This is a genomic window from Actinoplanes sp. NPDC049599, assembly GCF_044465625.1.
Classification (GTDB): Bacteria; Actinomycetota; Actinomycetes; order Mycobacteriales; family Micromonosporaceae; genus Actinoplanes.
In genome coordinates, this window is the sequence record NZ_JBITLX010000008.1 from 252829 (window position 1) to 276011 (window position 23183).

At 69.7% G+C, this 23183-nt stretch carries 26 protein-coding genes and 1 tRNA gene; 19 read left to right on the forward strand and 8 right to left on the reverse strand.

What is annotated here, in order from left to right; translation table 11 throughout:
* Positions 1-5: 5 nt before the first annotated feature.
* The gene (locus tag ACIBQZ_RS17795; RefSeq protein WP_396089729.1) at positions 6-1226 is read right to left on the reverse strand and encodes a hypothetical protein; all 1221 of its coding nucleotides are present in this window, start codon (positions 1224-1226) and stop codon (positions 6-8) included.
* Positions 1227-2051: 825 nt separating this feature from the next.
* On the opposite strand from ACIBQZ_RS17795, the gene ACIBQZ_RS17800 reads away from it, so the two are divergent.
* The 13 genes from ACIBQZ_RS17800 (at position 2052) to ACIBQZ_RS17860 (ending at position 12209) form a co-directional block, all read left to right on the forward strand.
* On the forward strand, positions 2052-2309 hold the full coding sequence (locus tag ACIBQZ_RS17800; protein WP_396089730.1) for a DUF6284 family protein: 258 nt from the start codon (positions 2052-2054) through the stop codon (positions 2307-2309).
* The gene (locus ACIBQZ_RS17805) at positions 2306-2782 is read left to right on the forward strand and encodes a hypothetical protein (protein ID WP_396089731.1); all 477 of its coding nucleotides are present in this window, start codon (positions 2306-2308) and stop codon (positions 2780-2782) included. The genes ACIBQZ_RS17800 and ACIBQZ_RS17805 overlap by 4 nt, the downstream gene beginning before the upstream one ends.
* Positions 2779-2928: a hypothetical protein gene (locus tag ACIBQZ_RS17810; RefSeq protein WP_396089732.1), complete on the forward strand. Its 150-nt coding sequence runs from the start codon at positions 2779-2781 to the stop codon at positions 2926-2928. Before ACIBQZ_RS17805 ends, ACIBQZ_RS17810 begins: the two co-directional genes overlap by 4 nt.
* Complete coding sequence (locus tag ACIBQZ_RS17815) at positions 2925-3770, forward strand: ABC transporter permease (protein WP_396089733.1); 846 nt, start codon at positions 2925-2927, stop codon at positions 3768-3770. Before ACIBQZ_RS17810 ends, ACIBQZ_RS17815 begins: the two co-directional genes overlap by 4 nt.
* Positions 3771-3868: 98 nt before the next feature.
* Complete coding sequence (locus ACIBQZ_RS17820; RefSeq protein WP_396089734.1) at positions 3869-6031, forward strand: cell division protein FtsK; 2163 nt, start codon at positions 3869-3871, stop codon at positions 6029-6031.
* A 135-nt stretch (positions 6032-6166) separates the two neighbouring features.
* A complete protein-coding gene (locus ACIBQZ_RS17825) occupies positions 6167-6436 on the forward strand; it encodes a hypothetical protein (RefSeq protein ID WP_396089735.1) in 270 nt (89 codons plus the stop codon).
* Positions 6436-6663, forward strand: coding sequence for a hypothetical protein (locus ACIBQZ_RS17830; protein ID WP_396089736.1), 228 nt, complete (start codon positions 6436-6438; stop codon positions 6661-6663). Before ACIBQZ_RS17825 ends, ACIBQZ_RS17830 begins: the two co-directional genes overlap by 1 nt.
* Positions 6664-6689: 26 nt before the next feature.
* Positions 6690-7043 (forward strand): hypothetical protein, encoded by a 354-nt coding sequence (locus ACIBQZ_RS17835; protein WP_396089737.1) that lies wholly within the window; start codon positions 6690-6692, stop codon positions 7041-7043.
* Positions 7043-7912 (forward strand): bifunctional DNA primase/polymerase, encoded by an 870-nt coding sequence (locus ACIBQZ_RS17840; protein ID WP_396089738.1) that lies wholly within the window; start codon positions 7043-7045, stop codon positions 7910-7912. The genes ACIBQZ_RS17835 and ACIBQZ_RS17840 overlap by 1 nt, the downstream gene beginning before the upstream one ends.
* The gene (locus ACIBQZ_RS17845; RefSeq protein WP_396089740.1) at positions 7909-9150 is read left to right on the forward strand and encodes a DUF3631 domain-containing protein; all 1242 of its coding nucleotides are present in this window, start codon (positions 7909-7911) and stop codon (positions 9148-9150) included. The genes ACIBQZ_RS17840 and ACIBQZ_RS17845 overlap by 4 nt, the downstream gene beginning before the upstream one ends.
* A 331-nt stretch (positions 9151-9481) precedes the next feature.
* The gene (locus ACIBQZ_RS17850) at positions 9482-9691 is read left to right on the forward strand and encodes a helix-turn-helix domain-containing protein (protein ID WP_396089741.1); all 210 of its coding nucleotides are present in this window, start codon (positions 9482-9484) and stop codon (positions 9689-9691) included.
* 12 nt (positions 9692-9703) lie between these two features.
* A complete protein-coding gene (locus ACIBQZ_RS17855; protein WP_396089742.1) occupies positions 9704-10972 on the forward strand; it encodes a tyrosine-type recombinase/integrase in 1269 nt (422 codons plus the stop codon).
* A gap of 217 nt (positions 10973-11189) precedes the next feature.
* Entirely contained in the window at positions 11190-12209 is a 1020-nt protein-coding gene (locus ACIBQZ_RS17860; RefSeq protein WP_396089743.1) for a DUF4238 domain-containing protein, read from the forward strand.
* A gap of 284 nt (positions 12210-12493) precedes the next feature.
* On the opposite strand, the gene ACIBQZ_RS17865 is transcribed toward ACIBQZ_RS17860, so the two are convergent.
* Positions 12494-12583 (reverse strand) — tRNA-Ser (locus tag ACIBQZ_RS17865).
* Positions 12584-12691: 108 nt separating this feature from the next.
* On the opposite strand from ACIBQZ_RS17865, the gene deoD reads away from it, so the two are divergent.
* Complete coding sequence (deoD, locus tag ACIBQZ_RS17870; RefSeq protein ID WP_396089745.1) at positions 12692-13399, forward strand: purine-nucleoside phosphorylase; 708 nt, start codon at positions 12692-12694, stop codon at positions 13397-13399.
* Here deoD and tadA read toward each other — a convergent pair.
* The 4 genes from tadA to ACIBQZ_RS17890 form a co-directional block, all read right to left on the reverse strand.
* A complete protein-coding gene (gene tadA, locus ACIBQZ_RS17875) occupies positions 13396-13854 on the reverse strand; it encodes a tRNA adenosine(34) deaminase TadA (protein WP_396089746.1) in 459 nt (152 codons plus the stop codon). The genes deoD and tadA overlap by 4 nt on opposite strands.
* Complete coding sequence (locus ACIBQZ_RS17880; RefSeq protein WP_396089748.1) at positions 13854-14378, reverse strand: tRNA adenosine deaminase-associated protein; 525 nt, start codon at positions 14376-14378, stop codon at positions 13854-13856. Before ACIBQZ_RS17880 ends, tadA begins: the two co-directional genes overlap by 1 nt.
* A gap of 109 nt (positions 14379-14487) precedes the next feature.
* Positions 14488-14691, reverse strand: a complete 204-nt coding sequence (locus tag ACIBQZ_RS17885; RefSeq protein ID WP_396089750.1) for a hypothetical protein — start codon at positions 14689-14691, stop codon at positions 14488-14490.
* Between the two features lie 67 nt (positions 14692-14758).
* Positions 14759-15148 (reverse strand): hypothetical protein, encoded by a 390-nt coding sequence (locus tag ACIBQZ_RS17890; protein ID WP_396089751.1) that lies wholly within the window; start codon positions 15146-15148, stop codon positions 14759-14761.
* 91 nt (positions 15149-15239) lie between these two features.
* Here ACIBQZ_RS17890 and ACIBQZ_RS17895 point away from each other — a divergent pair, with 91 nt between their 5' ends.
* Positions 15240-15977 carry a M23 family metallopeptidase gene (locus tag ACIBQZ_RS17895; protein ID WP_396089752.1) on the forward strand — a complete coding sequence of 246 codons (738 nt, stop codon included), beginning with the start codon at positions 15240-15242 and terminating at the stop codon, positions 15975-15977.
* Positions 15978-16047: 70 nt separating this feature from the next.
* Here ACIBQZ_RS17895 and ACIBQZ_RS17900 read toward each other — a convergent pair whose 3' ends face one another.
* Positions 16048-17151, reverse strand: coding sequence for a hypothetical protein (locus tag ACIBQZ_RS17900; RefSeq protein WP_396089753.1), 1104 nt, complete (start codon positions 17149-17151; stop codon positions 16048-16050).
* A 138-nt stretch (positions 17152-17289) separates the two neighbouring features.
* Between ACIBQZ_RS17900 and ACIBQZ_RS17905 the strand changes: the two genes are divergently transcribed.
* Both ACIBQZ_RS17905 and ACIBQZ_RS17910 read left to right on the forward strand, forming a co-directional pair.
* Positions 17290-18267, forward strand: coding sequence for a prephenate dehydrogenase (locus tag ACIBQZ_RS17905; protein WP_396089754.1), 978 nt, complete (start codon positions 17290-17292; stop codon positions 18265-18267).
* Positions 18268-18308: 41 nt separating this feature from the next.
* Complete coding sequence (locus tag ACIBQZ_RS17910) at positions 18309-18881, forward strand: DinB family protein (protein WP_396089755.1); 573 nt, start codon at positions 18309-18311, stop codon at positions 18879-18881.
* On the opposite strand, the gene mtnA is transcribed toward ACIBQZ_RS17910, so the two are convergent.
* Entirely contained in the window at positions 18878-19840 is a 963-nt protein-coding gene (mtnA, locus tag ACIBQZ_RS17915) for an S-methyl-5-thioribose-1-phosphate isomerase (protein WP_396089756.1), read from the reverse strand. The genes ACIBQZ_RS17910 and mtnA overlap by 4 nt on opposite strands.
* A gap of 75 nt (positions 19841-19915) precedes the next feature.
* Between mtnA and ACIBQZ_RS17920 the strand changes: the two genes are divergently transcribed.
* Together ACIBQZ_RS17920 and ACIBQZ_RS17925 are read left to right on the forward strand one after the other, a co-directional pair.
* Positions 19916-20983 carry a PHP domain-containing protein gene (locus ACIBQZ_RS17920; protein WP_396089757.1) on the forward strand — a complete coding sequence of 356 codons (1068 nt, stop codon included), beginning with the start codon at positions 19916-19918 and terminating at the stop codon, positions 20981-20983.
* Positions 20984-21022: 39 nt separating this feature from the next.
* A complete protein-coding gene (locus ACIBQZ_RS17925; RefSeq protein WP_396089758.1) occupies positions 21023-22693 on the forward strand; it encodes a DUF885 domain-containing protein in 1671 nt (556 codons plus the stop codon).
* The last annotated feature ends 490 nt before the right edge of the window (positions 22694-23183 follow it).

A 23183-nucleotide genomic window follows, 5' to 3' on the forward strand; every position in this document is an offset into this window, starting at 1 on the left:
CTCCGTCACGCGGTGGTGGCGAGCAGGGCATCGAAGTGTGCGACGGCGGGGCGACTCGCCCATGGGCGGAGTTGCCCCGAGAGATGCCGCAGGTCGTTGATGGTACGAGACGACCCGGTCGCTACCGCAATGGCAAGCGATTCCTCGGCATGTGAGCAGGCCACGTCGGGTTCCTTGGCGAGCACGTACGCCTGGGCGAGGCGGGAGAGGTACTGGCCGCGGTCCCGGTGGTAGTCCGGTGGGAGCGTCTTCAGCACAGTGGTGAACGCGGATACAGCCTCCTCGGCGCGGCCCAGCTCGAGGTGCACCTTGGCGCGGGAGATGTTCAGGTAAAGCCCCATGTCGCAGTAACGCCCGGTGGAGGGATCGCCATCCTCCGGGACGTCAGCGCCGCCCTCGGAGAGCAGCGACTCAGCGATGCCGAGTGCGCGGTCTGCCTCAGACGCTTCGCGGTGGACGGCATGTCCAACAGCTTCCGTCTGCGCAGCGATGGTGCGGACGCGCGCCGTCTCGGGTGAGTCACTGCGCAGCGAGACGCGTGCCAGTCGTGCGGCAAGGGCGCCGTTCCTCGATCCAATGGCCTGGACCGCACGCCGCGTCATCACGAACGCGGCCATGCGGTCATCCTGGCCGGCCTCGGCCCACTCCAGCGCTCGCCGGTACCAAGCTATGGCCCCCGCAGGATCGCCGGAATCTTGGCTCAGCCAGCCGGCGAACTCCGCGTAGCCGGCGCCGACGGTGAGCAGGTCGTCTAGCGTTTTGCCGCCTGCATGCTGGGCGAGTCGCTCGATCGAGTCTGCGTGCGCCGTGATGACCGGAAGAAGCGCTCGGGGTCCCAGCAGGTTGTCGGACGTGTAGTGGTGACGGAGCCCTGCGCGAAGCGAATCCAGCAGTTCTGGAGTGGCCTGTTGGGGGCCGTCGAACGTCGGTGGGTGCGTGCGCGGGACAACGGTCAGAGACGGTTGCCCGCTGGCTGCTTCCGGCTGGCCGGCCAACTCTTCCATCTTGAGTGCGAAGCGTGCGCGCACTTCGTCGTTCGCCCGGGTCAGGGCAACGTCGAGAAGGTCCTGTGTGCGCAGCGCCAGTTCGCCCGTGGGCTGGGCCTCCCACTTGGCGACACCGCGAGTGGAGACGCCCAGGTGTGCCGCGAAGTCATCGCAGGACATGCGGAGTGCGAGCCGAAGCGATGCCGCACAGCGCCCGTTCCAGGTCGAAACGACGAGCATCGCATCCCCTCCTGAGTAGTTGACTCTGTCCGGAGTGTAACGACAGCCCCCTATGTCCACGAAGACCGAGTGCAGGCGCGGTGCCGGTTGAGTTCCGGAGCAGTTCATGGCTCATCCGGCGCGCCTGGCGTTGACTGTGAACAGGAACAACACGGGTCAACGACCAGGGCGGGGGCGGTACAGGTGAGGCACCTTTCAGGACCGTTTCGGCCCGGGAGCAGCCGGCGGGATTCCATCCTCGCGGGCTATCCGGCGGATGTAGGCCCCAGTGAACGGCGAAAGTCGCTCCACCTCAACCGGGGTGACGCCGTCCCGAAGTGCTGCCAGCACTGCGGCGATGGTCTCGTCTCTCGCCTTCTCGTGATCACTGGCCGTCTTCCGGTACCGCCTGGTCGCAGCTTCTAGATCTTTCCGAGGGTCGCTCACCCGACGAGGGTAGCGCAACTCTGTTGCGCTCCTACCTGAGTTGCGATAGCTTGTTGCGCAACACGGTTTCACTTTTTGGTCCTGAGAGAGCGGCAAAGCGGCTGGTCAAGCTGCGATGCGCGCCCTCGATCGGCCGATGCACGTTCGTTGATGAATTCCACAGAGACATGAAGACGGCGCGGCGAAAGCCCTGCCCTCAGTCCGCATTGAGCCGCATGGCGGCCGACCCTCGCGATTGGGCCGAGGCGAGCGGATGGAGGGTCGAAAGGGCGAGTACCCGCGTTGTCGACGACCCCCGAGGGGTCGTTCTAGCTGACGTTCTGAGGGCTTGTCGCAGCTTGACCACGCGCTGCGTCTCGCCTCCCAACCCCGTTCCGTGTTGCCGATCTGGAGGTTTCCGTGAGGAAGCGTTTCGCCCCTAGCAACGAGCCGACCAACGCTGACCTGGACGCGATCGACGCCGAATGGCCGTTGATCGACGCCGAACTGTCCCTGCTCGACGCCGAGATTGCTCTGATCAACGCCACCGACCACGGCGGTCCGTCGCCCCTGGACTGGCGTCGACTCCGCCGGGCTGAGGCCCGGGTTACCCGTGTCGCCGCCGAACTGGCCGATCGCCGCGCCGCCTGCCGAATCACTTCGGAGGTCGCGGCATGACCGCCGTCCAGTACCGGCCGTCCGGCCGCCGGCCGCAGGTCACTCCGTACACCACCGAACGCCGGATCGTCGGCACCCCGGCGGAGGTCGCCAGCACGGTTGACCGGGTTCGCCGGTCCGGCCGCCTGGTCGCCATGACCTACCCCCGGCCGATGGCCGAGGGCGACGGCCGCGTCTTCGTCAAGGTGCGATTCCTGGCTACGCCGGTCCGCTCGACGCGGCAGGTCACCACTGACCGCCGCCGCGCGGTCTTGCGGGCCGCCGGACGCGCCGCCGCCGTGGTGGTCCCGGCGACCGGACTTGCGGTCGCCGTGGTCTACGCCGTGTCGCGGCTGGTCGCTGCACTGCTCCACCTGCTGCCGCTCCTCGGTGTCGCCCTGGTCGTCACCGTTATCGCCTGGTCGCTGCTCGGCCGCGCGGGTGTCTGTCCCGGTCTGCACTGCCCCGGCTGCTCGCACGGAGGTCACCGATGAACCTGCGCAAGCTCGCCGGTTTCGCCCTGGTCGCGTTCGCCGTGTTCTACGCGATCACCAACCCCAGCGATGCCGCTGACTTCGTCCACACCATCGCGTCGGGCATCGGCTCGTTCGCAACCGCTCTCGCAGGAGGTACCCAATGACCGCCGCAACGATGGCCCCCAGCGCCTACCCGGCCGCTGTGGAAGCCCTCATCCCGCAGGCCCGCGAGCTTGCCGACCAGCTCGGCGAGGTCCCCTCGCGAAACCGGCTGATGAAGGAATTCAAGGTGGGCGCACCCAAGGCCATCGCCCTGCGCGAAGCCCTCACCCAGACCGACCCCGTACCGCCCGTGCTGGTCCCGATCCTCACCGTGGCCGACGAGGGGGCGGCGCTGTTCGGCACCACCGAAACCGCCGATCCGACCCCGGACACGAGCGACGACACCGACCGGATCGAGCCCGTACCGGTCGCCGTGGTCGCGGAGGAAACGCCGCAGGGTGACCCGGTCGGACACCCGGACGCGGAGATCGCCACCCCGGCACCCGTTGAGATGCCCCCGCCGCCGGTCAAGGCGGCGCGTCGGCCGGTGGCGTGGCCGGTGCTGCTGCTGGCCCTGCCCGCGTTCGTAGCGATCTGGTCCGGGTGGGTCTCGCTCGGCGAGCTGTCCGGGTTCGGCATCGTGCACCCGCTGCCCGGCATCGCCGACAACCTGACCATCAACACCGCGATCACCCTGCCCATCGGGGTCGAGACCTACGCCGCGTACGCCCTGTGGGTCTGGCTGTCCGGCCGCGCCCCGCTGGTCGCCCGCAAGTTCGCCAAGTGGTCCGCGATCGGCTCACTCGTGTTCGGCGCGGCCGGACAGATCGCCTACCACCTGATGGCCGCCGCTGGGATGACCTCGGCCCCGTGGCTGATCACCGCCGCCGTCGCCTGTCTCCCCGTCGCCGTGCTCGGCATGGGCGCGGCCCTGGCACACCTGCTGCACAGCACCGATCAGTAGCTCCGCCCGGCGGCACGGCCCTACGGCCTGGAAACCAGTGCCGTGCCGCCGGTCCTCATCCCGCACAGCCGCTCACGACCCCGCAGGAGAGAACCCTCATGGTCCCGCAAAACCCCACCCCTGACGACTTCGACTGGCAGGCCCGCGAGGCGGAAGTCCTCGACCTCAACGACGCCCGTACCCGCCGCACCACCCCGCCTCCGGCCGCCGGGGGCGGGGGCACCTCGGAACCGACCTCAGACACCCACTTCGAGATCGCTCTCGACGACGCCCCGCAGGCCGGCGGTACCCCGGTCGATCCGCCGGTGGCGCGGCCGGACGGCCGGCGGGACATCGTCCCGTCGAACTGGTCGAACTGGGCCAACATCAAGACCAGCCTCAAAGACGCTGCCGCGCTCTACGGCTACCGCGCCGGGTTCCACGGCGTCCGCATCCCCTGGTACTGCCTACAGGGCCTGTTCTGGGCAGTCGTCGGAGTGTTCCGGCTGATCGGCAAACACATCACCTGGTGGTGGGTGTCGGAACAGTACGGGCTCCGACAAGCCGCCGCCGACAGCAACGACCCGCAGATGTGGCTCAAGCTGCACCGCGAGGTCAAAGCCACCCGGATGTGGCGCGGCCTGGTCCTGGCCGGCGAGCTGCTCGCTGCCGCGATCGGCGCACCGATCCTGTACGCGATGGCACCGACGTGGGCGCTCGCCGTCACCCTGGTTGCCGTGATCGGACTGCTCGCCCGGATCGGCCGCCCCGTCGACCGGCGAATCATCACGCCAGCCACGGTCGCCGGACGGTTCCGCAGGGTCAACCCGGACATCATCCTGCGGGCGTACTACGCCGCCGGCCTCGGCCGGCCGGACAAGGACACCCAACACGTGACGTTCGGCTCGACGATGGCCCGGGACACCTCCGGTACCGGCTCGCAGGTGTCGATCGACCTGCCCTACGGCAAGACGTTCGACGACGCAGTCAAAGCCCGCGGTGCCATCGCTTCCGGTTTGGACGTGGCCGTGTCGCAGGTGTTCATCACCCGCGACCCGTCCAGCCACCGCCGCCACACGCTGTGGGTCGCTGACCGTGACCCGCTCGCCCAGGGCGCCGGACGGACGCCGCTGCTGCGCTGCAAGCCGACCGACATTTGGCAGCCGGCCCCGTTCGGGCTCGACGAACGCGGCAACAAGGTCACCGTCGACATGATGTGGAGCTCCATGCTGATCGGCGCGCAACCGAGGCAGGGCAAGACGTTTGCCGCCCGCACCCTGGCGCTGTACGGGGCACTCGACCCGTACGTGAAGCTCACCGTGCTCGACGGTGGCGGTAAGCCCGACTGGCGCAAGTTCGCCCTGGTCGCTGACCGGTGCTCGTTCGGGCTGGCGATGACCCGCGATGGTGACCCCGCCGAGATCGTCTTGGAGACGTTGCGGGAGATCAAAGCCGACGTGCAGGACCGTTACGAGCGGCTGTCCGCCCTGCCGGTCGATGTCTGCCCGGAAGGCAAGCTGACCAGGGAAATTGCCCGGAACCCGAAGTACAACATGCCCGTGCGGCTGGTCATCCTGGACGAGTTTCAGGAGTACTTCGACCTCGGCGACGTCTCCAAGGAGATCGCGTCGCTGTTGGTCTACCTGGTCAAGGTCGCCCCGGCCGCCGGTGTCATCTTCGTCGACGCCACCCAGCGCCCGTCGGGTGTCGGTACCGGGCAGGTCGCGCAGCAGTTCATCTCCTACCGCGACAACCACCAGGTGCGGTTCGCGTTGCGTACCGGCTCGTGGCAGGTCAGTGACCTGGTCATGGGCTCCGGCGCCTACAGCGAGGGTCACGACTCCTCGACCCTGCTGCCCACCTACAAGGGTGTCGGCATCCTGCGCGGCGCGTCCGACCACACGCCGACCGTGCGGACGTACCTAGCCGACCAGGAAGACGCCGAGAAGATCCTCATCGCGGCCCGCAAGCTGCGCGAGGCAGCGGGCACCCTGACCGGTATGGCCGCCGGAGAGCAGGCCATCCGCGAGGTGCGGGACGTGCTCGCGGACGCCCGCGCGGTGATCCACGCCGGGGAGAACGGCATGACCTGGGCGCGGCTGGCCGCACGGCTGGCGGAGCAGATGCCGGAGCACTACGCCGACATGACCGCCGAGACGATCTCTGCTCAGCTCCGCGCGCTGAATGTACGCAGCGTGAACGTCAAGGACAACGGTCAGGTCCTCAAGGGTGCCAAGACCGCCGACATCGACGCCGCAATTCAGCGCCGCAAAGCGGCCTGACCGGTAGCCGACCAGCCGCTACAGGTAGCACCGCCGCCACGCCACCCGCCACCACCCCTACCAGGACACATAAACCCTGGTGGCGGGTGGCGCGGCGAGCCCTTCACACCCAAAAACCGCCCCTGGAGGCATTTCGTGGCCACCCTCGCCGCTACCGCCACCCACACCATCAACGCCGCTGGGTTCCTGTTCGTCGCCCTCACCCTGGTCACCGTCGGTTACGGACTGTCGTGCTGGTTGTGGCCGTTCGGGACCTGCCGACGCTGCAAAGGCTCCGGCAAACGCCGCAGCCCGTTCGGCCGCTCGTTCGCTCTGTGCCGCCGCTGCGACGGTGACGGCCGCTGCCTGCGGGTCGGCCGCCGGATCATCAACGCCCTGCGCGAGATCCACGACAAGAGCAGCTGATGACCGCCGCAGGGTTCCTTGACTGGCGCGGCCACCGCGTCGGCCCGCCGCTGCCCTGCCGGATCTGCGCGAATCCCGCGATGTGCCGCGACCACCTCGGCCGCCCCTGCCACAAGACCTGCGCCGAGCAGGCTCCAGCCGCCGCAACCGCCGACCCCGTCGCCCTGGTCGTCGACCTCGACGCCTACCGCACCACCCGTACCACCACCCGTCGCCGCACTGCCTGACCACCCCTGGAAAGGACACCCCCCCCGTGAGCCACGCCGACCAGCTCCGCGCCGACGCCTTGCGCTGGCTACTCGCCATCGCCGACAACCACCACCTGCCCGTACCCGCCAGCATCACGACCTACCGGGTCAGCACCGGATGGCACCTGCACCTGCACCTCGACGACGAGCAGGGCGAGGACGTACGCCGCTGGGCGGAAGCCCTCCACCTGCCGATGCAGGCCGACCTGCGTGTCAACGGCTCCTGCGAAAGCTGGACATCCGTCAGCGCTAGCGGGACCGCGCCCGAGATCGTGTTCGCGGGCTGGAACACGATGCGGATCGATTCGTACTGCGACCACGCCGCCGCCGTCGTCGTCCCGGTGGCGGTTGCGGCCTGATGGACACCCGCCTACGCGCCGCTCTGGCGCTGGCCGAGCAGGGACGTCACGTGTTCCTGCTCGGCCGCACCAAACGCCCCATGGCCAACTGCCCACCCTGCCGGACGGCCGGACCGCGGCACGACCGGGAATCCTGCGCATGCCTTACGTGCCACGGGTTCTACGCCGCGACCACCGACCCGCATCGGATCGCAGCGATGCTCACCGGCCACCCGGCAGGGCTGCTCGCCATCCGGACCGGGACCGTGTCCGGTCTGCTGGTCGTCGACATCGACCCGCGCAACGGCGGACGCCTCGACCTCGCCCTGATGGCCCCCACGGCGACCGTGGCGACCGGGGGCGACGGATGGCACCTGCACTATGCCCATCCCGGTGGACCCACCGCAGCGAAGCTCACCGGCTGTCCGGGGGTGGACCTCAAGGGCGACGGCGGGTACGTCGTCGCACCGCCGTCGATCCACCCCGGCACCCGGCGCCCGTACCGCTGGGTGGGGGACTGGCCAGTCAATGAGATGCCCCCGCCGCTGGTCGCCGCGTGCCGACCTGCACCCGCTACGGCCGTGCCGCCGTCGACCAGGGCGACACCGACGCTCACCGGGGGCGAGGGCATCTCATCACCGGCCGCCCTGCTGCAAGCGCACCTCGCAGCGGTTGCCCGCGCTCCCGAGGGTCGGCGCCGCACCACCCTCTACGGCGCAGCCCGAGGCATCGCCCGGATGGTCGCCGCCGGAGCCCTCACCACCACCGACGCCCACACCGCGCTGACCGACGCTGGCCGATCCGCCGGCCAAGCCGACCGCGACATCCGAGCCGCGATCCTCGGCGGATTCCGCGCCGAAAACGTTGCCACAGAGGGGATCGCCGCATGACCGCCACACCCGCCCAGCCCATCGACGGCGCCGTGCTGCTCGACCAGCTGCACGCCGTCCTCACCCGATACGTGATCTTCCCGTCGCCGGAAGCCGCATGCGCCGTCACCCTGTGGGTCGCGGCCACGCACGCCCAAGCCGCGTGGGCGCACGCGCCCCGCCTCGTGATCCGGGCGCCGGAGAAGCGGTGCGGGAAGTCGCGGCTGCTTGACACGGTGGAGGGCACCTGCCACAACCCGCTGATCACCGTCAACGCCTCACCGGCCGCCGTGTACCGGGCCATCGGTTCCGACCGGCCGCCGACCCTGCTGGTCGACGAGGCAGACACGATCTTCGGTGGGAAAAACGCCGATTCGAACGAAGACCTGCGCGGCCTGCTCAACGCTGGTCATCAGCGCAACCGGCCCGCGATCCGGTGGGACAACAACACCCACCAGTTGGAGAAGATCCCCACCTTCGCCATGGCCGCTCTGGCCGGTATCGGGGCGATGCCCGACACGATCGAAGACCGCGCCGTGGTCATCCGGATGCGTCGCCGCGCGCCCGGCGAGTCGGTCAAGCCGTTCCGGCATCGCCGCGACCGGCCCGCCCTCACCGAGGTCGCCGCCCAGCTCGCCGAGTGGGTCGGCGCGCACCTGCCCGACCTGGAACGCGCCGAACCGGTCATGCCCCTGGAGGACCGGGCCGCCGACACCTGGGAGCCGCTGATCGCCGTTGCCGACCTGGCCGGCGGGGACTGGCCGGAACGAGCGCGGCACGCCGCCGAAGTCCTCAACGCCGAACGCGACGGCAACACCGTCTCATCCGACCGCATCCGGCTGCTCTCCGACTGCCGGACCGCGTTCGGCAACAACGACGCCATCCCCACGGCCGTGCTGCTGGAACGGCTCAAGGCTGACCCCGAAGCACCGTGGGCCGAATACGGCACGACCGGGCTGACCCCGATGAAACTCGGGGTGCTGCTCCGCGAGTACGACATCCGGTCGGACACCATCCGGTTCCCGCCGCCGACCGGGCAGGCCAAGGGCTACCGCCGCGAAGGATTCATCGACGCGTGGGAGCGCTACTGCCCCGACGCGGAGCCGTTGCCCGACCCGGAGCCGTACCAGCCGTACCAGGCGTACCCACACAGCTCAGGGGCGGTACGGCACCTGCACCCGGTACGGCTTGAGCCGTACCAAGGCACCCTCGCCGGGACGCCCGAAGCGTCCGACAGCGACGCCGCTGGTACGGCTTAAGCCGTACCAGGAAACCAGCCGTACCGCCCCTGACCTGCACTGGTACGGCTGGTACGGCTGGTACGGCTCCCCCGGACACAACCGCCGCCCGCACCTCGCCACACCCGATCGAGCGGCCCGCTGAGAGTCACGCATACAAATCGGCGCATGGCTCTACCCACGCATGCCCGAAATCTCGGCCTTAAGGCGCTTTCAGCGGGCCGCTTGACGGCTTCTGTAGCAACCGAACTACCCACCTACGTCCCGAGGTTCACTCCGCGCGCCAGAGCCTCAGCGACGACGTAGAGGCAATGCACCCCCTCGCCACGCCGACCCACGGGGAGACACCGCCATGGCGACCGACGCCACTCCACTCGTCCTGACCGTCGAGCAGGCCGCCCAGCGACTCGGCATCGGCCGAACGCTGATGTACGCGCTCATTGCCAGCGGTGAGGTCGAGTCCGTTCCCATCGGCCGACTTCGCCGAATCCCGGTCGAATGCCTCACCGAGTACGTCAACCGACTCCGCGAACAGAACACCCAGCTGCCTGCCGCCGCTTGAAAGGAACAGGAAATGGCGAAACGCCGCGAGAACGGCGAGTCAACCATCTACCAGGGCGCCGACGGCCGTTGGCACGGTCGCGTCACCGTCGGCACCAAGGACGACGGCACCCCGGACCGCCGACACGTGAGCGGCAAGACCGAGTCCATCGTCAAAGCGAAGGTTCGGAAGCTCGAAAAGGAGCGTGACAACGGCACCCTGCGCAAGGCAGGTGAAAGCTGGACCGTGGCGAAGTGGCTCACGCATTGGCTTGAGAACATCGCCATCCCGAACGTCCGCGAGAACACAGCGTCCGGGTATCGCGTCGCCGTCAACGTCCATCTCATCCCAGGAATCGGCGCCCACCGCCTAGAGAAACTGACGCCAGAGCACGTCGAGAAACTGACTCGCAAGATGCAGGAAGAGGGCAGTAAGCCGGCCACCGCCCACCAGGCTTTGCGTACATTGCGAACCTCGCTCAACGAGGCGATGCGCCGGGGGCATCTGGCCAAGAATCCAGCAAGTCTCGCCAAGCCGCCCCGGCTCGACGACGAGGAGGTCGAGCCGTATTCCGTCGAAGAGGTTCAGCGGCTTCTGATTGCGGCGGCCGAGGCGCCCCGGAACGGCGCGCGGTGGGCGGTCGCGCTTGCCATCGGGCTCAGGCAGGGAGAAGCGCTTGGGCTGAAATGGGCCGACGTAGACCTGACGAACGGCGCGATCATCGTGCGCCGTTCGCGTTTGAGGCCGAGATGGCAGCACGGTTGCACGAAGCCGTGCGGCCGGAAGATCGGTGGGCATTGTCCCGACCGGAAGCCGCTACGCGCCGAAGCGGCAGAGACAAAATCCCGTGCCGGTCGCCGACGCATCGGACTGCCCGAGCAGCTCGTGTCTCTGCTGCGCCAGCACAAGCGCACCCAGGATGCCGACCGGCTCAAGGCGGCCCAGCTATGGACCGAGGGTGACTGGGTGTTCACGACGCCGACCGGCGGAGCACTGAACCCACGCACCGACTACACCGAGTGGAAGCGGCTACTCAAGAAAGCTGGCTTGCGGGACGGCCGGCTGCACGATGCGCGGCATACAGCCGCCACGGTCCTTCTGGTTCTGGAGGTGGCCGAGCGCGCTGTCATGGGCATCATGGGCTGGTCTGACTCCGGTATGACGAAGCGGTACCAGCATCTCACTGCCCAGGTGCGCCGTGACGTCGCTGCGAAGGTCGGTGGGCTGCTCTGGCAGCCGTCTGCCGCCGACTCCGGAGAGCCTGACGACGGAGCGGCCGGAGTGCTCGCACGGGTCAACTGAGATCAGAAGGAGACGCCCGGTGACTCACCAGACGTCACCGGGCGTTGCCCTGCTGTGTGCCGGAAGGCGAGCACCATGCGGGGTAAAACGGGCCGAATGCGCGTCGCCGGGGGTGACGCCAACGTGAGCCTGGTCCCCAAATAGGTTGATCTCACTCACCCGATTGTCATACCCTTTTACCTCTAGAAAGTTCGTGAGTCGAGGCGGGATCGTTAACATGATCGACGAGTGGCCATTACGAGGCAATCCAAATGAGCAGATCGGTGCCAGGCATCACATTGTTCCACGCTTTTTGCTTGAGATGTGGTCGGATTCCGCCGAGGAGATCGCAGTCGTAGAGAAGAGCTCCGGAAATCGTTTCTCAACGAACATCAAGAATGCTGGCGCCGAACGCGACTTCTATACCTACGTCGGCACTGACAGCGAACTTCATGGCCACGCTGAGCAAATGTTGTGCAAAGTAGAGGATGAAGCATCTTCTGTTATCAAGAACGCCTTAGGGCCGTTTCGCGCATTCCCTCCCCAAGGGGAGGACAAGGTTGCTCTCGCCACCCTCATCGCGTTTCAGATGGCCCGAGGGCGCCGGACGCGTAAAACGCTTGAACTCCAGGCGGACCTCCTGGCAAGACTTCAGTTTGCGACTTCAACGCCCGACAGCCTATTGGATAGGCTCGGTGCCAACGGTATGCAGGAGGATCTAGGAGATCGGGACAAGCTTCGAGATCTCATTGAGAACCTTGATTCCTACGAGTTCAGCATTGATCCGAATGAGCACATTGGCACGATGGGTCAGATTGCGCTTGCCGCACTCCCCCTCCTAATGGACATGCGATGGTACCTCTTCGACTACGGACAAACCTCGCTCCTGACGTGCGATGAACCTGTCGTGCTTTACATGCATGATCCACAATCAACTGATTCGTTAGGGCTAGCGACCGCAGATGAACTTTGGTTTCCACTCAGCCCACAGTATCTCTTAGTTCTCACGAGGCATGATGTCGGGCCAGAGCGCATCTTACCTGGCGATCAAGTAACCGCGGAGACAGTCAATTACAGGCTCGTCCAGAACGCGTACACGCATATATTCATGACACCCGGGCACGACTTTATGCCCACGAAGATGCCGGTGGAGATGCCTCTCTTCGAGGTTGCCGGCGGTCCTAGCCCGGAGATTCTTGCGCGATACAACAAACCGCCGACGAACCGAAGGACCGAGCGACGGCGAAAGCCCCGTTAACGGCCAGCTCGCACGTTTGGAAAGCAGATTTCGGTGCGCCAATGACGTACTGTCATCAAGAAGATCCGTGCACTCGTCGGTCCACCCCGTCGCGCTGAGCAGTGACGGACAGTCATCCGCCGCTGGTTGGTGCGTAACGTTCGGCGCGTTCGGCGTCTGGGATGTTCGGGCTTGCGGGGGACACGCTCGTACCCGCCGATCCAGGCCAACTGAGACCAAAACTGAGACCAGACAGAGAAACGCCCGGTGCCTCACTCAGAGGTACCGGGCGTTACGCCTGGTGCTGGCGGTGGTGAAGGGATTTGAACCCTTGGAGGGCTTGCACCCTCACACGCTTTCGAGGCGTGCTCCTTAGGCCGCTCGGACACACCACCGCGAAGTAGATTACCTGACGCCCCGATCACCTCGCCGCCGGGTTACCACCTGGGGCAAAGCGCGAGGTCGCGGCATGTGCCGTCAGCCCGCCTGGCAGGATCCAGGCCATGAGTGTGCACATCGGCGCGCAGCCGGGCGACATCGCTGAGCGGGTCCTCCTACCGGGTGATCCCATGCGGGCGAAGTGGATCGCCGAGACGTTCCTGACGGATCCCGTCTGTTACACGCAGGTGCGGGGCATGCTGGGGTTCACCGGCACCTGGCAGGGCGTGACCGTCTCCGTACAGGGGTCCGGCATGGGGATGCCGTCCGCTTCCATCTACACCCACGAGCTGATCAACGAGTACGGCGTCAAGTCGCTGATCCGGATCGGTTCCTGCGGAGCGCTGGCCGACGACCTCAACCTCGGTGACGTCATCGCCGCGATCGGGTCCGCCACCGATTCGAACATGAACCGGGCGCGGTTCGACGGTCTGATCGACTACGCGCCGGTTGCGGACTTCTCGTTGCTGCGTACCGCCGCCGATGTCGCCGATCGGCGCGGGGTCGCGCTGCGGGTCGGGCCGATCCTGGCCGCGGACGCCTTCTACACCGACCGGCCCGACCTCTACGACACGCTCGCCGACTACGGCGTGCTCGCCGTCGAGATGGAGTCGGCCGCCATCTACACGATCGCCGCCCGCTACCGCGCCAAGGCGCTGACCATCCTGACCGTCAGCGACCACCTCAAGCGCGGCGAGAAGATGGCGGCCGACCAGCGTGAGCAGGGCTTCTCCGACATGGTGCAGATCGGCCTGGACACGGTGATCGCCTAGCCGGGGCGGTCCGGCCGGAAGAAGTCCCGCAGCAGGGCGGCGCATTCGTCCTCCAGGATGCCCGCATAGACCTCCGGGCGGTGGTTCAGGCGGCGGTCCCGGACCACGTCCCAGAGCGAGCCCACCGCCCCCGTCTTCGGCTCCCAGGCGCCGAAGACCAGCCGGGACACCCGGGCCAGCACCAGCGCGCCGGCGCACATCGTGCACGGCTCCAGCGTCACGACCAGGGTGCAGCCGGCCAGCCGCCAGCTGCCCGCGAGGACGGCGGCCCGCCGCAGCGCGATGATCTCCGCGTGTGCGGTCGGGTCGCCGGTCAGCTCGCGTTCGTTGCCGGCGGCGGCCAGTTCGACGCCGTCCGGGCCGTAGACGACCGCGCCCACCGGGATGTCCTCGGCGGAGGCGGACGCCACGGACAGCGCCCGCCGCATCCAGGACTCGTGCTGGGGGCGGAGCATCAGACCTCGCGCAGCTCTTCCAGTTCGTCGCCGCAGCCGAGCTTCTGGCAGATCTCCGCGGTCACGTCCGCCGGGAGCATGCCTTCGAGCCCGCAGAGGGTCAGCAGCCGGTGCGAGCTGACGTCCAGGTCGGCGAGCAGCTCGACGTCGCCCACCGGATCGGCGTCCGGGTCGGCGGCCGGCCGTTCGTCCTCGTCGTCGTCTGCCGCGATGGTCGGCGCGGCCAGGTCGTCGATCTCGAGCGCCGGCGTCTCGATGTCGGCGAGCAGCAGCGCGCCGAGCCGTGACTCGTCGGCGTACGCCGAGTCGGAGCCGAAGACCCGCAGGTCCTCGCCCTCGTCCAGGCGCAGGATCACCAGATATTGATCGTCGGCCTCGACGAAGAGCAGCGACAGGTCGGCGTCCGGCTCGGCGTCGCGGAGCCGGTCCACCACCTCTTCGAGATCGGCGACGCCGGTGAGCGCAAGCTCGGACGCCGTCCAGCCGTTCTTGCCCCGAGCGACGGCGGCAGCGAAAGTCGACACGAATCCCCCCACGGAGCTGTGGTCCTCAGCGCCTGACGGTAGCCGCTGGCGCGGCCTGCGTGCAGCGCCACGCCCCGAAGGAGATTGCCCATATAACGAACTTGTGGGCTCAGTTGGCGTGACGGCGGCGGTTTGCGATCAGCTCGCGGAGCCGGGCGCCGCGCAGGCGCCGGGGCTGGCTGTGTTCGCGGGCGGACTTGGCATCGGCCAGGGCGGCCAGGAGCTCCAGTCGGCGACGGCGACGATCGGGGTCGAGCCGCTGCGGTACGTGGGCCATGAGGCCGAGCGTGCCCAGCGCGGCGACGTTCGTCAAGGGCGAGTGCGCTGCGCCACCATAGGTGCACGGTTGGTCGCTGACAGAGGGGTGCAGAGCTGGACATTCACCACAGCGGCCAGTCGTTGGTGGAGATCCACCTGGCCGCGACGAAACCGGCGGCGGTCGATAGCCCGACCCCGGCGGCCAGGGCCACGCCGGTGGCGGTGCCGCGATCGCCGAGCAGGGCCAGCACGACGGCCACGGCCCAGGCCGAGATCGCCGCGGTGATCGTCCACCAGGCGTAGCCGGCCAGGTCGCGGCCGAGGCTGCCGAACAGGGCGAACCAGACCAGGGTGGCGCCGACGCCGGAGAGCAGCGGGGCGACGGCGATCGGGTGCGGCTCGCGGTAGACCGGCCGGGGCGGCGGGCCCACGGGCGGGGCCGGCCGGGCGGGCAGCCAGCCGGGCGGCGGTGCCTGCGCCGCTGCGGGCCAGGACCCGTGCTGTTCGGCCATGTCGCCTCCTACCGGCGGTCAGAGCATCACGGCCAGCCTATCCAGCTCTGGTGAGTCAGCGGGGACAGCTGCCTTCTGCCAGGATGGCCCGGTGGTTTCCCTGCGTACCCTCTCGATTCTGACCGTCGCGGCGTTCTCCCTCGCCGCCTGCGGCTCGCCCGGCGGCCCGCCCGCGGCGACCGTGACGCCGCAGTTCGTGGAGCCCTCGCAGACGGCGGGTCCGACACCGACCCCGGGTGTGACCACGCCGGAGAAGGCCGCCGGCGGCACGGTTACCTCGTCGCCCACCCCCGAGAAGACCTCCAGCAAGGCGCCGGCCGGGCTGAAGTACACGTTCCCGGTCAAGGCCTCCGACGTGGCCTTCCACCCGACCCACGCGAAGTATCCGGCGACGGACATCTTCGCCGACTGCGGTGAGCCGGCGGTGGCGACCACCACCGGCGTCGTGCTCGAGGTGAGCCGCAGGGACCAGTACGTCAAGGGCGCACCGGACGGCCCGTTCAACGGCGGCCTGTCGGTGTCGATCCTGGGTGACGACGGGGTCCGCTACTACGGCTCGCACCTGAGCAAGATCCAGAGCGGGATCAAGGCCGGGGTCCGGGTCGAGACCGGCCAGCAGGTCGGCGAGGTGGGCCGCACCGGCAACGCCAACGGCGTCTGCCACCTGCACTACGGCATCTCGCCGCCGTGCGCCGGGACCGGCGACTGGAAGGTCCGCCGCGGCGTCGTGTGGCCGGCCACCTTCCTCAAGTCGTGGCGGGCCAAGGGCAACAAGAGCCCGGTCGCCACCGTCGCGAAGTGGAAGAAAGCGCACAACTGCAAGGCCTGACCCACCGCACAGGGCCGCATCCCTCGCCCAAGGAATGCGGCCCCGCCGTGCGGGTAAGGCTTGTGCGGGCTCAGCCGAACTGGGCGAAGCGCTTCTGCGCCCGGCCGCCGATCATGGTGAAGGCGCCCCCGACGGCCAGCGACGAGAGTCCGCGGTTCACGGCCATGGTGAGCACGCCCACCACCCCGTTGGCGTCGGCGGTCCAGTCGCGCAGGTGACCGTCGTTGACGGCCAGGGCCGCCATCTTCACCCGGTCGTCGGAACCGTCCAGGCAGGTGCCCTGCATCCCGGTGAGTGCCGTACGGCAGGCCCGGTCGAAGTGCCCGCCGACGTAGACGGTGTCGCCCAGCACGCCGACCGCCTGGGCGTCCCCGTCGAAGGTGGCCGTCCACCGCTTGGCGCCGGAGAGGCTGAACGAACTGGCCGTGCCGCCCTGGCCGCCGTGCGCGGTGTAGACGCCCGTCGAGGTGACCGCGAGGCCGAAGGTGGCCGCCGGTGAGACGGGCTTGAAGCCGGCCACGACCGCCGCCGAGGACGGGTCCAGCGCAGCCAGCCGCTCGTGCCCGGCGACGCTGTTGATCCGGCGGAACCGCCCGCCGACGTAGACCCGGCCGCCGCCGGTCGCCAGCGCTTCGACCTGGCTGTCCGCGGTCGGCTTCCAGCGGGTGTCGAGCGCGCCGCTGGTCAGTCTGAAGGCGGCCAGCCGGCCCCGGGTCTGCCCGTCCACCGCGCTGAACGCGCCGCCGGCGTAGAGCCGGCTGCTGGACACCGCCAGCGCGAGCGGCCGGCCCTCGACGGTGTGCTTGAAGGCGCTGGAGATCGCGCCGGTACGGCCGTCGAGCCGGGCCAGGCTGTCCCGCCGCTTCCCGCCGACAGTGGTGAAGTCACCGGCGACGTACACCGCGGTGCCGCTGGTGGCGATGGCCTTGACCCGGCCGTCGGCGGCCGGCGCCCAGGGCAGCAGTTCGCCGGTACGGGCGTTCACCGCCGCCAGCCGGGACCGCGCCACGGCCTTGCCCCGCACCACCGCGGCGGTGAAGTCGCCGCCGAGGTAGACGGTGGAGCCGGAGTACGCCACGGCCAGCACGGTCCCGTTGAAGCTCGGCGTCGGGCCCGGCAACTCCGAGGGAGCGGCCTGGGCCGGCGCGGCGAGCATGGCGAGCGTTGTGCCCACGGTGCCCAGAAAGGCTATTTTGTCCCTGTACGTCACATGATCACCGTACGGGGGGCATTCATCCCTAACCAGTGGCGAAACGGACGAAAAGCGACAGGTCCATACGGCTGACACCGTACGTGTGCGAGAGTCTGCCGCGTGAACGTCGCAGTCATCGGCATGGGCCTCATCGGCGGCTCGCTCCTGCGGTCCCTGGCCGCCCACGGGCACCGCGTGGCCGGCTACGACCTGGACCCCCGCACCCGGGAGGCGGCCCGCGCCCTTGCAAAGACCCGGAGCATCGCCGTCAAGGGTCACTGGCAGGTGGTCGAGAGCATCCCCGAGGCCGTCGCGGGCGCCGACCTGGTGGTGCTGGCCGTACCGCTGCCGGCGATCCCCGGCGTGCTGGCGCAGCTGGCCGGCCATCCCGGCCTGATCACCGACGTCACCTCGGTGCAGGGTCCGGTCCGGGAGCTGCTGGCCGGGCGCCGGTTCGTCGGTGGGCACCCGATGGCGGGCAAGGAGTCGTCCGGTTTCCTCGCCGCCGACCCGGACCTGTTCGACGGCTGCGCCTGGGTGCTCTGCCTGGAACCGGACGGCACCGACCTGTCCGACTGGTTGTCCCTGGCCCGCCTCTGCACCGAGCTGGGCGCCCGCGTCGTGCCGGTCACCGCCGCGGAGCACGACCGGGCCGTCGCCGAGATCAGTCACGTGCCGCACCTGCTGGCCGCGGCGCTCAGCGCCGTGCTGGCCGGCAACCCGCTGGCCGGCACGCTGGCGGCCGGCTCGTTCCGGGACGGCACCCGGGTGGCCGGCACCCGGCCCGAGCTGATCGCGGCGATGTGCGGCGGCAACGCCTCAGCGGTGCGCCAGGTGCTGGCCGGGGTCATCAGCGATCTTGAGCGGTACCGGCGGGAGCTGGCGGCGGACGACCCGATCGCGGCGCTCACCGAACGGCTGCGCGCACCCAGCGACCTGCGCCGGGCCTGGCCCCCGCAGCCCGGCGCGGCGGTCGAGGTGGCCGCCGAGCCGCAGGCCCTGCTGGCGCTGGGCCGAGCGGGCGGCTGGGTCACGGCGGTGCGCGACGACGGCAAACTGGCGGCAATGCGGCCAGGAACTGACCTCAATGACTCCTAGGCTGAGGCGGTAACCCCGGACAACAGGACAGGAGACAGACCATGCCTGGTCAGGTCGGTGCCATCGGGAACGAGCGGGAGGGCCTGCTCGCGTACCTCGCCCAGATGCGGTACGTGCTCAGGCTGACCGCGTACGGGCTGAGCCCGGAGCAGCTGCGGGCCGCGCCCACGGCCAGCCCGCTCACCGTCGGTGGCCTGATCAAGCACTGCGCGTCCACCGAGGAGGGCTGGATCGACACGGTCCGCCGCGAGCCGCGGGAGGTGGACTACCAGGCGTACGAGAACAACTTCGCGCTGAGCGACGGCGAGACGATCGAGGACGTGTTCGCGAACTATGAGCGGATCGCGGCCCGCACCGAGAAGACCGTCGCCGAGATCGCAGACCTGGGCCAGGACGTGCCGGTCGACCACTCCGTCCCGTGGAACCCCAAGGACCTGGACAACTGGTCGGTGCGCTGGGTGCTGCTGCACCTGATCCAGGAGACGGCCCGGCACGCCGGACACGCCGACATCATCCGTGAGGCCGTCGACGGCGGCACCGCGTACCCGATCATGGCCGCGGCCGAGGGCTGGCCGGAATCGCCCTGGATGAAGCCCTGGAAGCCGAGCTCCTAGACCTGCTCGCCGCGGTCGAGGCGGATCACCCGGCGGTCCGTCACGATCGCGGTCACCAGGTCGTACGGGGTGACGTCGAAGGCCGGGTTGACCGCCGCCGCGTAGTCGGTGACCTCGGCCGAGCCCCGGTCCTCGATCTCCACCGCGGCGCCGTCCGGCGTCTCCAGGTCCACTGTCGACTCCGGCGCGACCACGACGAACGGCAGCCCGGCCCGGCGGGCGCCGAGCGCGTGCGCGTAGCTGCCGACCTTGTTGATCACGTCGCCGTTGGCGCAGATCCGGTCCGCGCCCAGGATCACCGCGTCGGCTTCGCCGCGGGCCAGCAGGAACGGCCCGGCCGAGTCCACCGCGACCCGGAAGTCGATGCCGGCCTCGCGCAGCTCCCAGGCGGTCAGCCGGGCGCCCTGCAGCAACGGCCGGGTCTCGCTGGCGATCACGCCGGCCAGCGCGCCCCGGCGGTGCAGCTCGGTGACCACGCCGAGGGCGGTACCGCCGGTCACCGCGGCCAGCCCGCCGGTGTTGCAGTGGGTCAGCAGCCGCGGTCGCGCGCCGCACAGCTGCACCATCAGGTCCGCACCGAGCGTCGCCATCGCCGCCGAGGCCGCGATCTCCTCGTCCCGCACGGCGCACGCCTCGGCCAGCACGGCCTCCGGCCCGGCGGCCAGCCGCGCGGCGGCCCGCCGGGCCCCGCGAGCGAGATTCACGGCCGTGGGCCGGGCATGCTCCACCAGGCGTACGGCGTCAGCCCGCGCTCCGGGGTCCGCGGCGAACTGCCGGGCCGCCAGGGCCACCCCGAAGGCGCCCGCCACCCCGAGGGCCGGAGCACCGCGCACCGCCAGCGACCGGATCGCCGCGACCAGCTCGGCGACCGTGGTGAGCCGCAGCACCCGCACCTCACCCGGCAGCGCCGTCTGATCGATGATCTCGATGGCGCCGTCAGCCCAGTCGATCGTCCGCATGCGCCGGAGCCTAACCGGCGGCACGGCGGCCGGCTCACCGCGCAGCCGCTCGCCCCGGGCCCTTAGTCTGGCGCCATGGCATCTCGTGATCCGGTCGCTGACCTGCGGCGCATCGCCTTCCTGCTGGAACGGGCCAACGAGGCCACGTACCGGGTGAAGGCGTTCCGGTCCGCGGCCGCGACCGTCGGCGCGCTGCCGGCGGCGGAGCTCGCCGAGCGCGCGGCCGCCGGCACGCTGGCCGAACTGTCCGGCGTCGGCGACGTGACCGCCCGGTGCGTGGTCGAGTCGCTGCACGGCGAGGAACCCGCTTACCTGCGCCGGCTGGCGGCCACCGAGGGCACCGACCTGCAGGGCGCCGCGGCCGCGTTACGGGAGGCGCTGCGCGGGGACTGCCACGCGCACTCCGACTGGTCCGACGGCGGCTCGCCGATCGAGGAGATGGCGCTGGCCGCGGTCGAGCTGGGCCACGAGTACCTGGTGCTCACCGACCACTCGCCGCGGCTGACGGTGGCCCGCGGGCTGACCGCCGCCCGGCTGCGCAGGCAGCTCGACCACGTGGCCAAGCTGAACGCCGCGCTGCCCGAGGGCTTCCGGATGCTCACCGGCATCGAGGTCGACATCCTCGCCGACGGCGGGCTGGACCAGGAGGACGAGCTGCTCGCCGAGCTCGACGTGGTGGTCGGCTCGGTGCACAGCAACCTGCGCGACGACGCGGCGAAGATGACCCGCCGGATGCTGGCGGCGATCGAGAACCCGCACCTGGACATCCTGGGCCACCTGACCGGCCGCAAGGTGGCGGCGAGCGGCGCCGGCGACAAGGGCCACCGGGCCGGCCGGACCCGGCCGCCGAGCGACTTCGACGTCGCCAAGGTGCTCGCCGCGTGCGCCGAGCACGGCAAGGCGGTGGAGATCAACTCGCGGCCGGACCGGCTCGACCCGCCGAAGCGAATGCTCACGGTCGCGGTGGAGGCCGGCTGCCTGTTCAGCATCAACACCGACGCGCACGCGCCGGGACAGCTCGACTGGCAACGGTACGGCTGCGAGCGCGCGGCGATGTGCGGCGTACCGGTGGAGCGGGTGGTCAATTCCTGGCCGGCCGACCGCCTGCTGAAATGGACCGCCGGTCACCCGGACGGGAATTAAGGGACGGCAACCGGGCCCTCGCTCCCGTAGGGTCGGGCCGTGGGAGAGATTGATGACCTCGCGAACCGGTACGTCGACGAGTGGGCGCCGCTCAACCCGACCGGCGCCACCTTCATCGGGGTGTCCGGCCACGACTCCGAACTCGACGACCTGTCCCCGGACGGCTTCGCGGCCCAGGCCGAGCTGACCCGGCGCACGCTGGCCGAGCTCGACATGCTGGATCCGGAGACCGAGCCCGAGCACGTCGCCATGGACGCCATGCAGGAGCGGCTGGGTCTCGAGCTGGCCCGCCTCGACGCCGGTGACATCGCCAGCGGCCTGAACGTCATCGCCAGCCCGGTGCACGGCCTGCGGATGACCTTCGACCTGATGCCCACCCAGGGCGAGGAGGCGGTCGCCAACATCTCGGCCCGGCTCGGCGCCTTCCCACGGGCCCTGGAGCAGTACCGGCGCACCCTGCTCGAGGAGGCCGCGCGCGGCAACGTGAGCGCCCGCGTGCAGATGGTCGAGGTCGCCGAGCAGTGTGCCGCCTGGACCGATCCGGCCCGGGACAATTTCTTCCACCGGCTGGCCGACGGCCTCACCGCGGACGGCGCGCTGCTGGCGGAGTTGCGGCGCAACGCCGCGGCGGCCACCGCCGCCACGGCCGACTTCGGCACGTTCCTGCGCAGCGAGCTGGCCCCGCTGGGCAAGGAGAAGCAGGCAGCCGGCCCCGAGCTGTACGGCCGCGCGTCGCAGTACTTCCTCGGCGCCCGGGTGGACCAGGAGGAGACGTACGCCTGGGGCTTCGAGGAGCTGGCCCGGCTGGAGCAGGAGATGCGGACCGTCGCGGCCGAGATCGCCGGTCCGGGCGCGAGCGTCGACGAGGCGGTCGTGCGGCTGGACGCCGACCCGGCCCGGCGCATCACCGGCAAGGAGGCCTTCCGCGACTGGATGCAGCAGCTCGCCGACAAGGCCGTGGCGGAGCTCGACGGCACCCACTTCGACATCCCCGGCCCGGTCCGCGACATCGAGTGCTGCCTGGCGCCGACCAGCGACGGCGGCATCTACTACACCGCGCCGAGCGAGGACTTCAGCCGCCCGGGCCGGATGTGGTGGGCGGTGCCGGAGGGGCAGCGGCAGTTCTCCACCTGGCGTGAGGTGACCACCGTCTACCACGAGGGCGTGCCGGGTCATCACCTGCAGATCGGCCAGACGATCTACCGGGCCGAGCTGCTCAACCGCTGGCAGCGGCTGCTCTGCTTCTGCTCCGGGCACAGCGAGGGCTGGGCCCTGTACTCCGAGCGGCTGATGGACGAGCTCGGTTATCTCGCCGACCCCGGCGACCGGCTGGGCATGCTGGACGGCCAGTCGCTGCGGGCCAGCCGGGTGATCGTGGACATCGGCATGCACCTGGAGCTGGACATCCCCCGCGACAACCCGTTCGGCTTCCACCCCGGTGAGCGCTGGACGCCCGAGCTGGGTCTGGAGTTCCTGCGCGGGCACAGCCGGATGAACGACGAGGTGCTGCTCTTCGAGTGGAAGCGGTACCTGGGCTGGCCGGGGCAGGCGCCGTCGTACAAGATCGGCGAGCGGATCTGGCTCCAGGCGCGCGAGGACGCAAAAGCCCGCAAGGGCGCCGATTTTGACCTGAAGGCCTTCCACCGGCAGGCGCTGGACCTGGGCGCCCTGGGCCTCGACCCGCTCCGCAAGGCCCTCGATCGGCTCTAGCCGCCGGATCCTGCCTGCCAGAACGGCCCGCCCGGCGCTCCGCCGGGCGGGCTTTCTCATGGATTCGCCCGGATCTTGAGACGGACAGCGTGTCCGTCTCGCTACTCTCCGTGTTATTTTAGCGCTACGTAATGTGTTCGTTACCAAACGGAGATGGTTCGGGCGCGCGCCGCTCTCCTCCATTGTGGAACGCTCACGGTGTTGCCGGACAGGCGCCGAGCGGCCCCACGAAGTCCGTTCTCCGCACGCTCGGCAGCCCTCACCGAGCATCGCTTTCTATCCGTCCCGGTGCTGGCTGAGGCCGGTTTCCCCCGCGCGGTACAACCATCGCGGCCCGCTGGCGTATCCCCCGATCAGCCGAGACAACTCTGACCCTTGGAAAGGGGTCGCATGATTATTTCTCGGATAGATTGACCCGGATCGGTGCGCCCGCTTGGCTACGGAGGGTAGCCGCCAAAACGGTCTATCGCGGATGCATGGCGGAGGAATT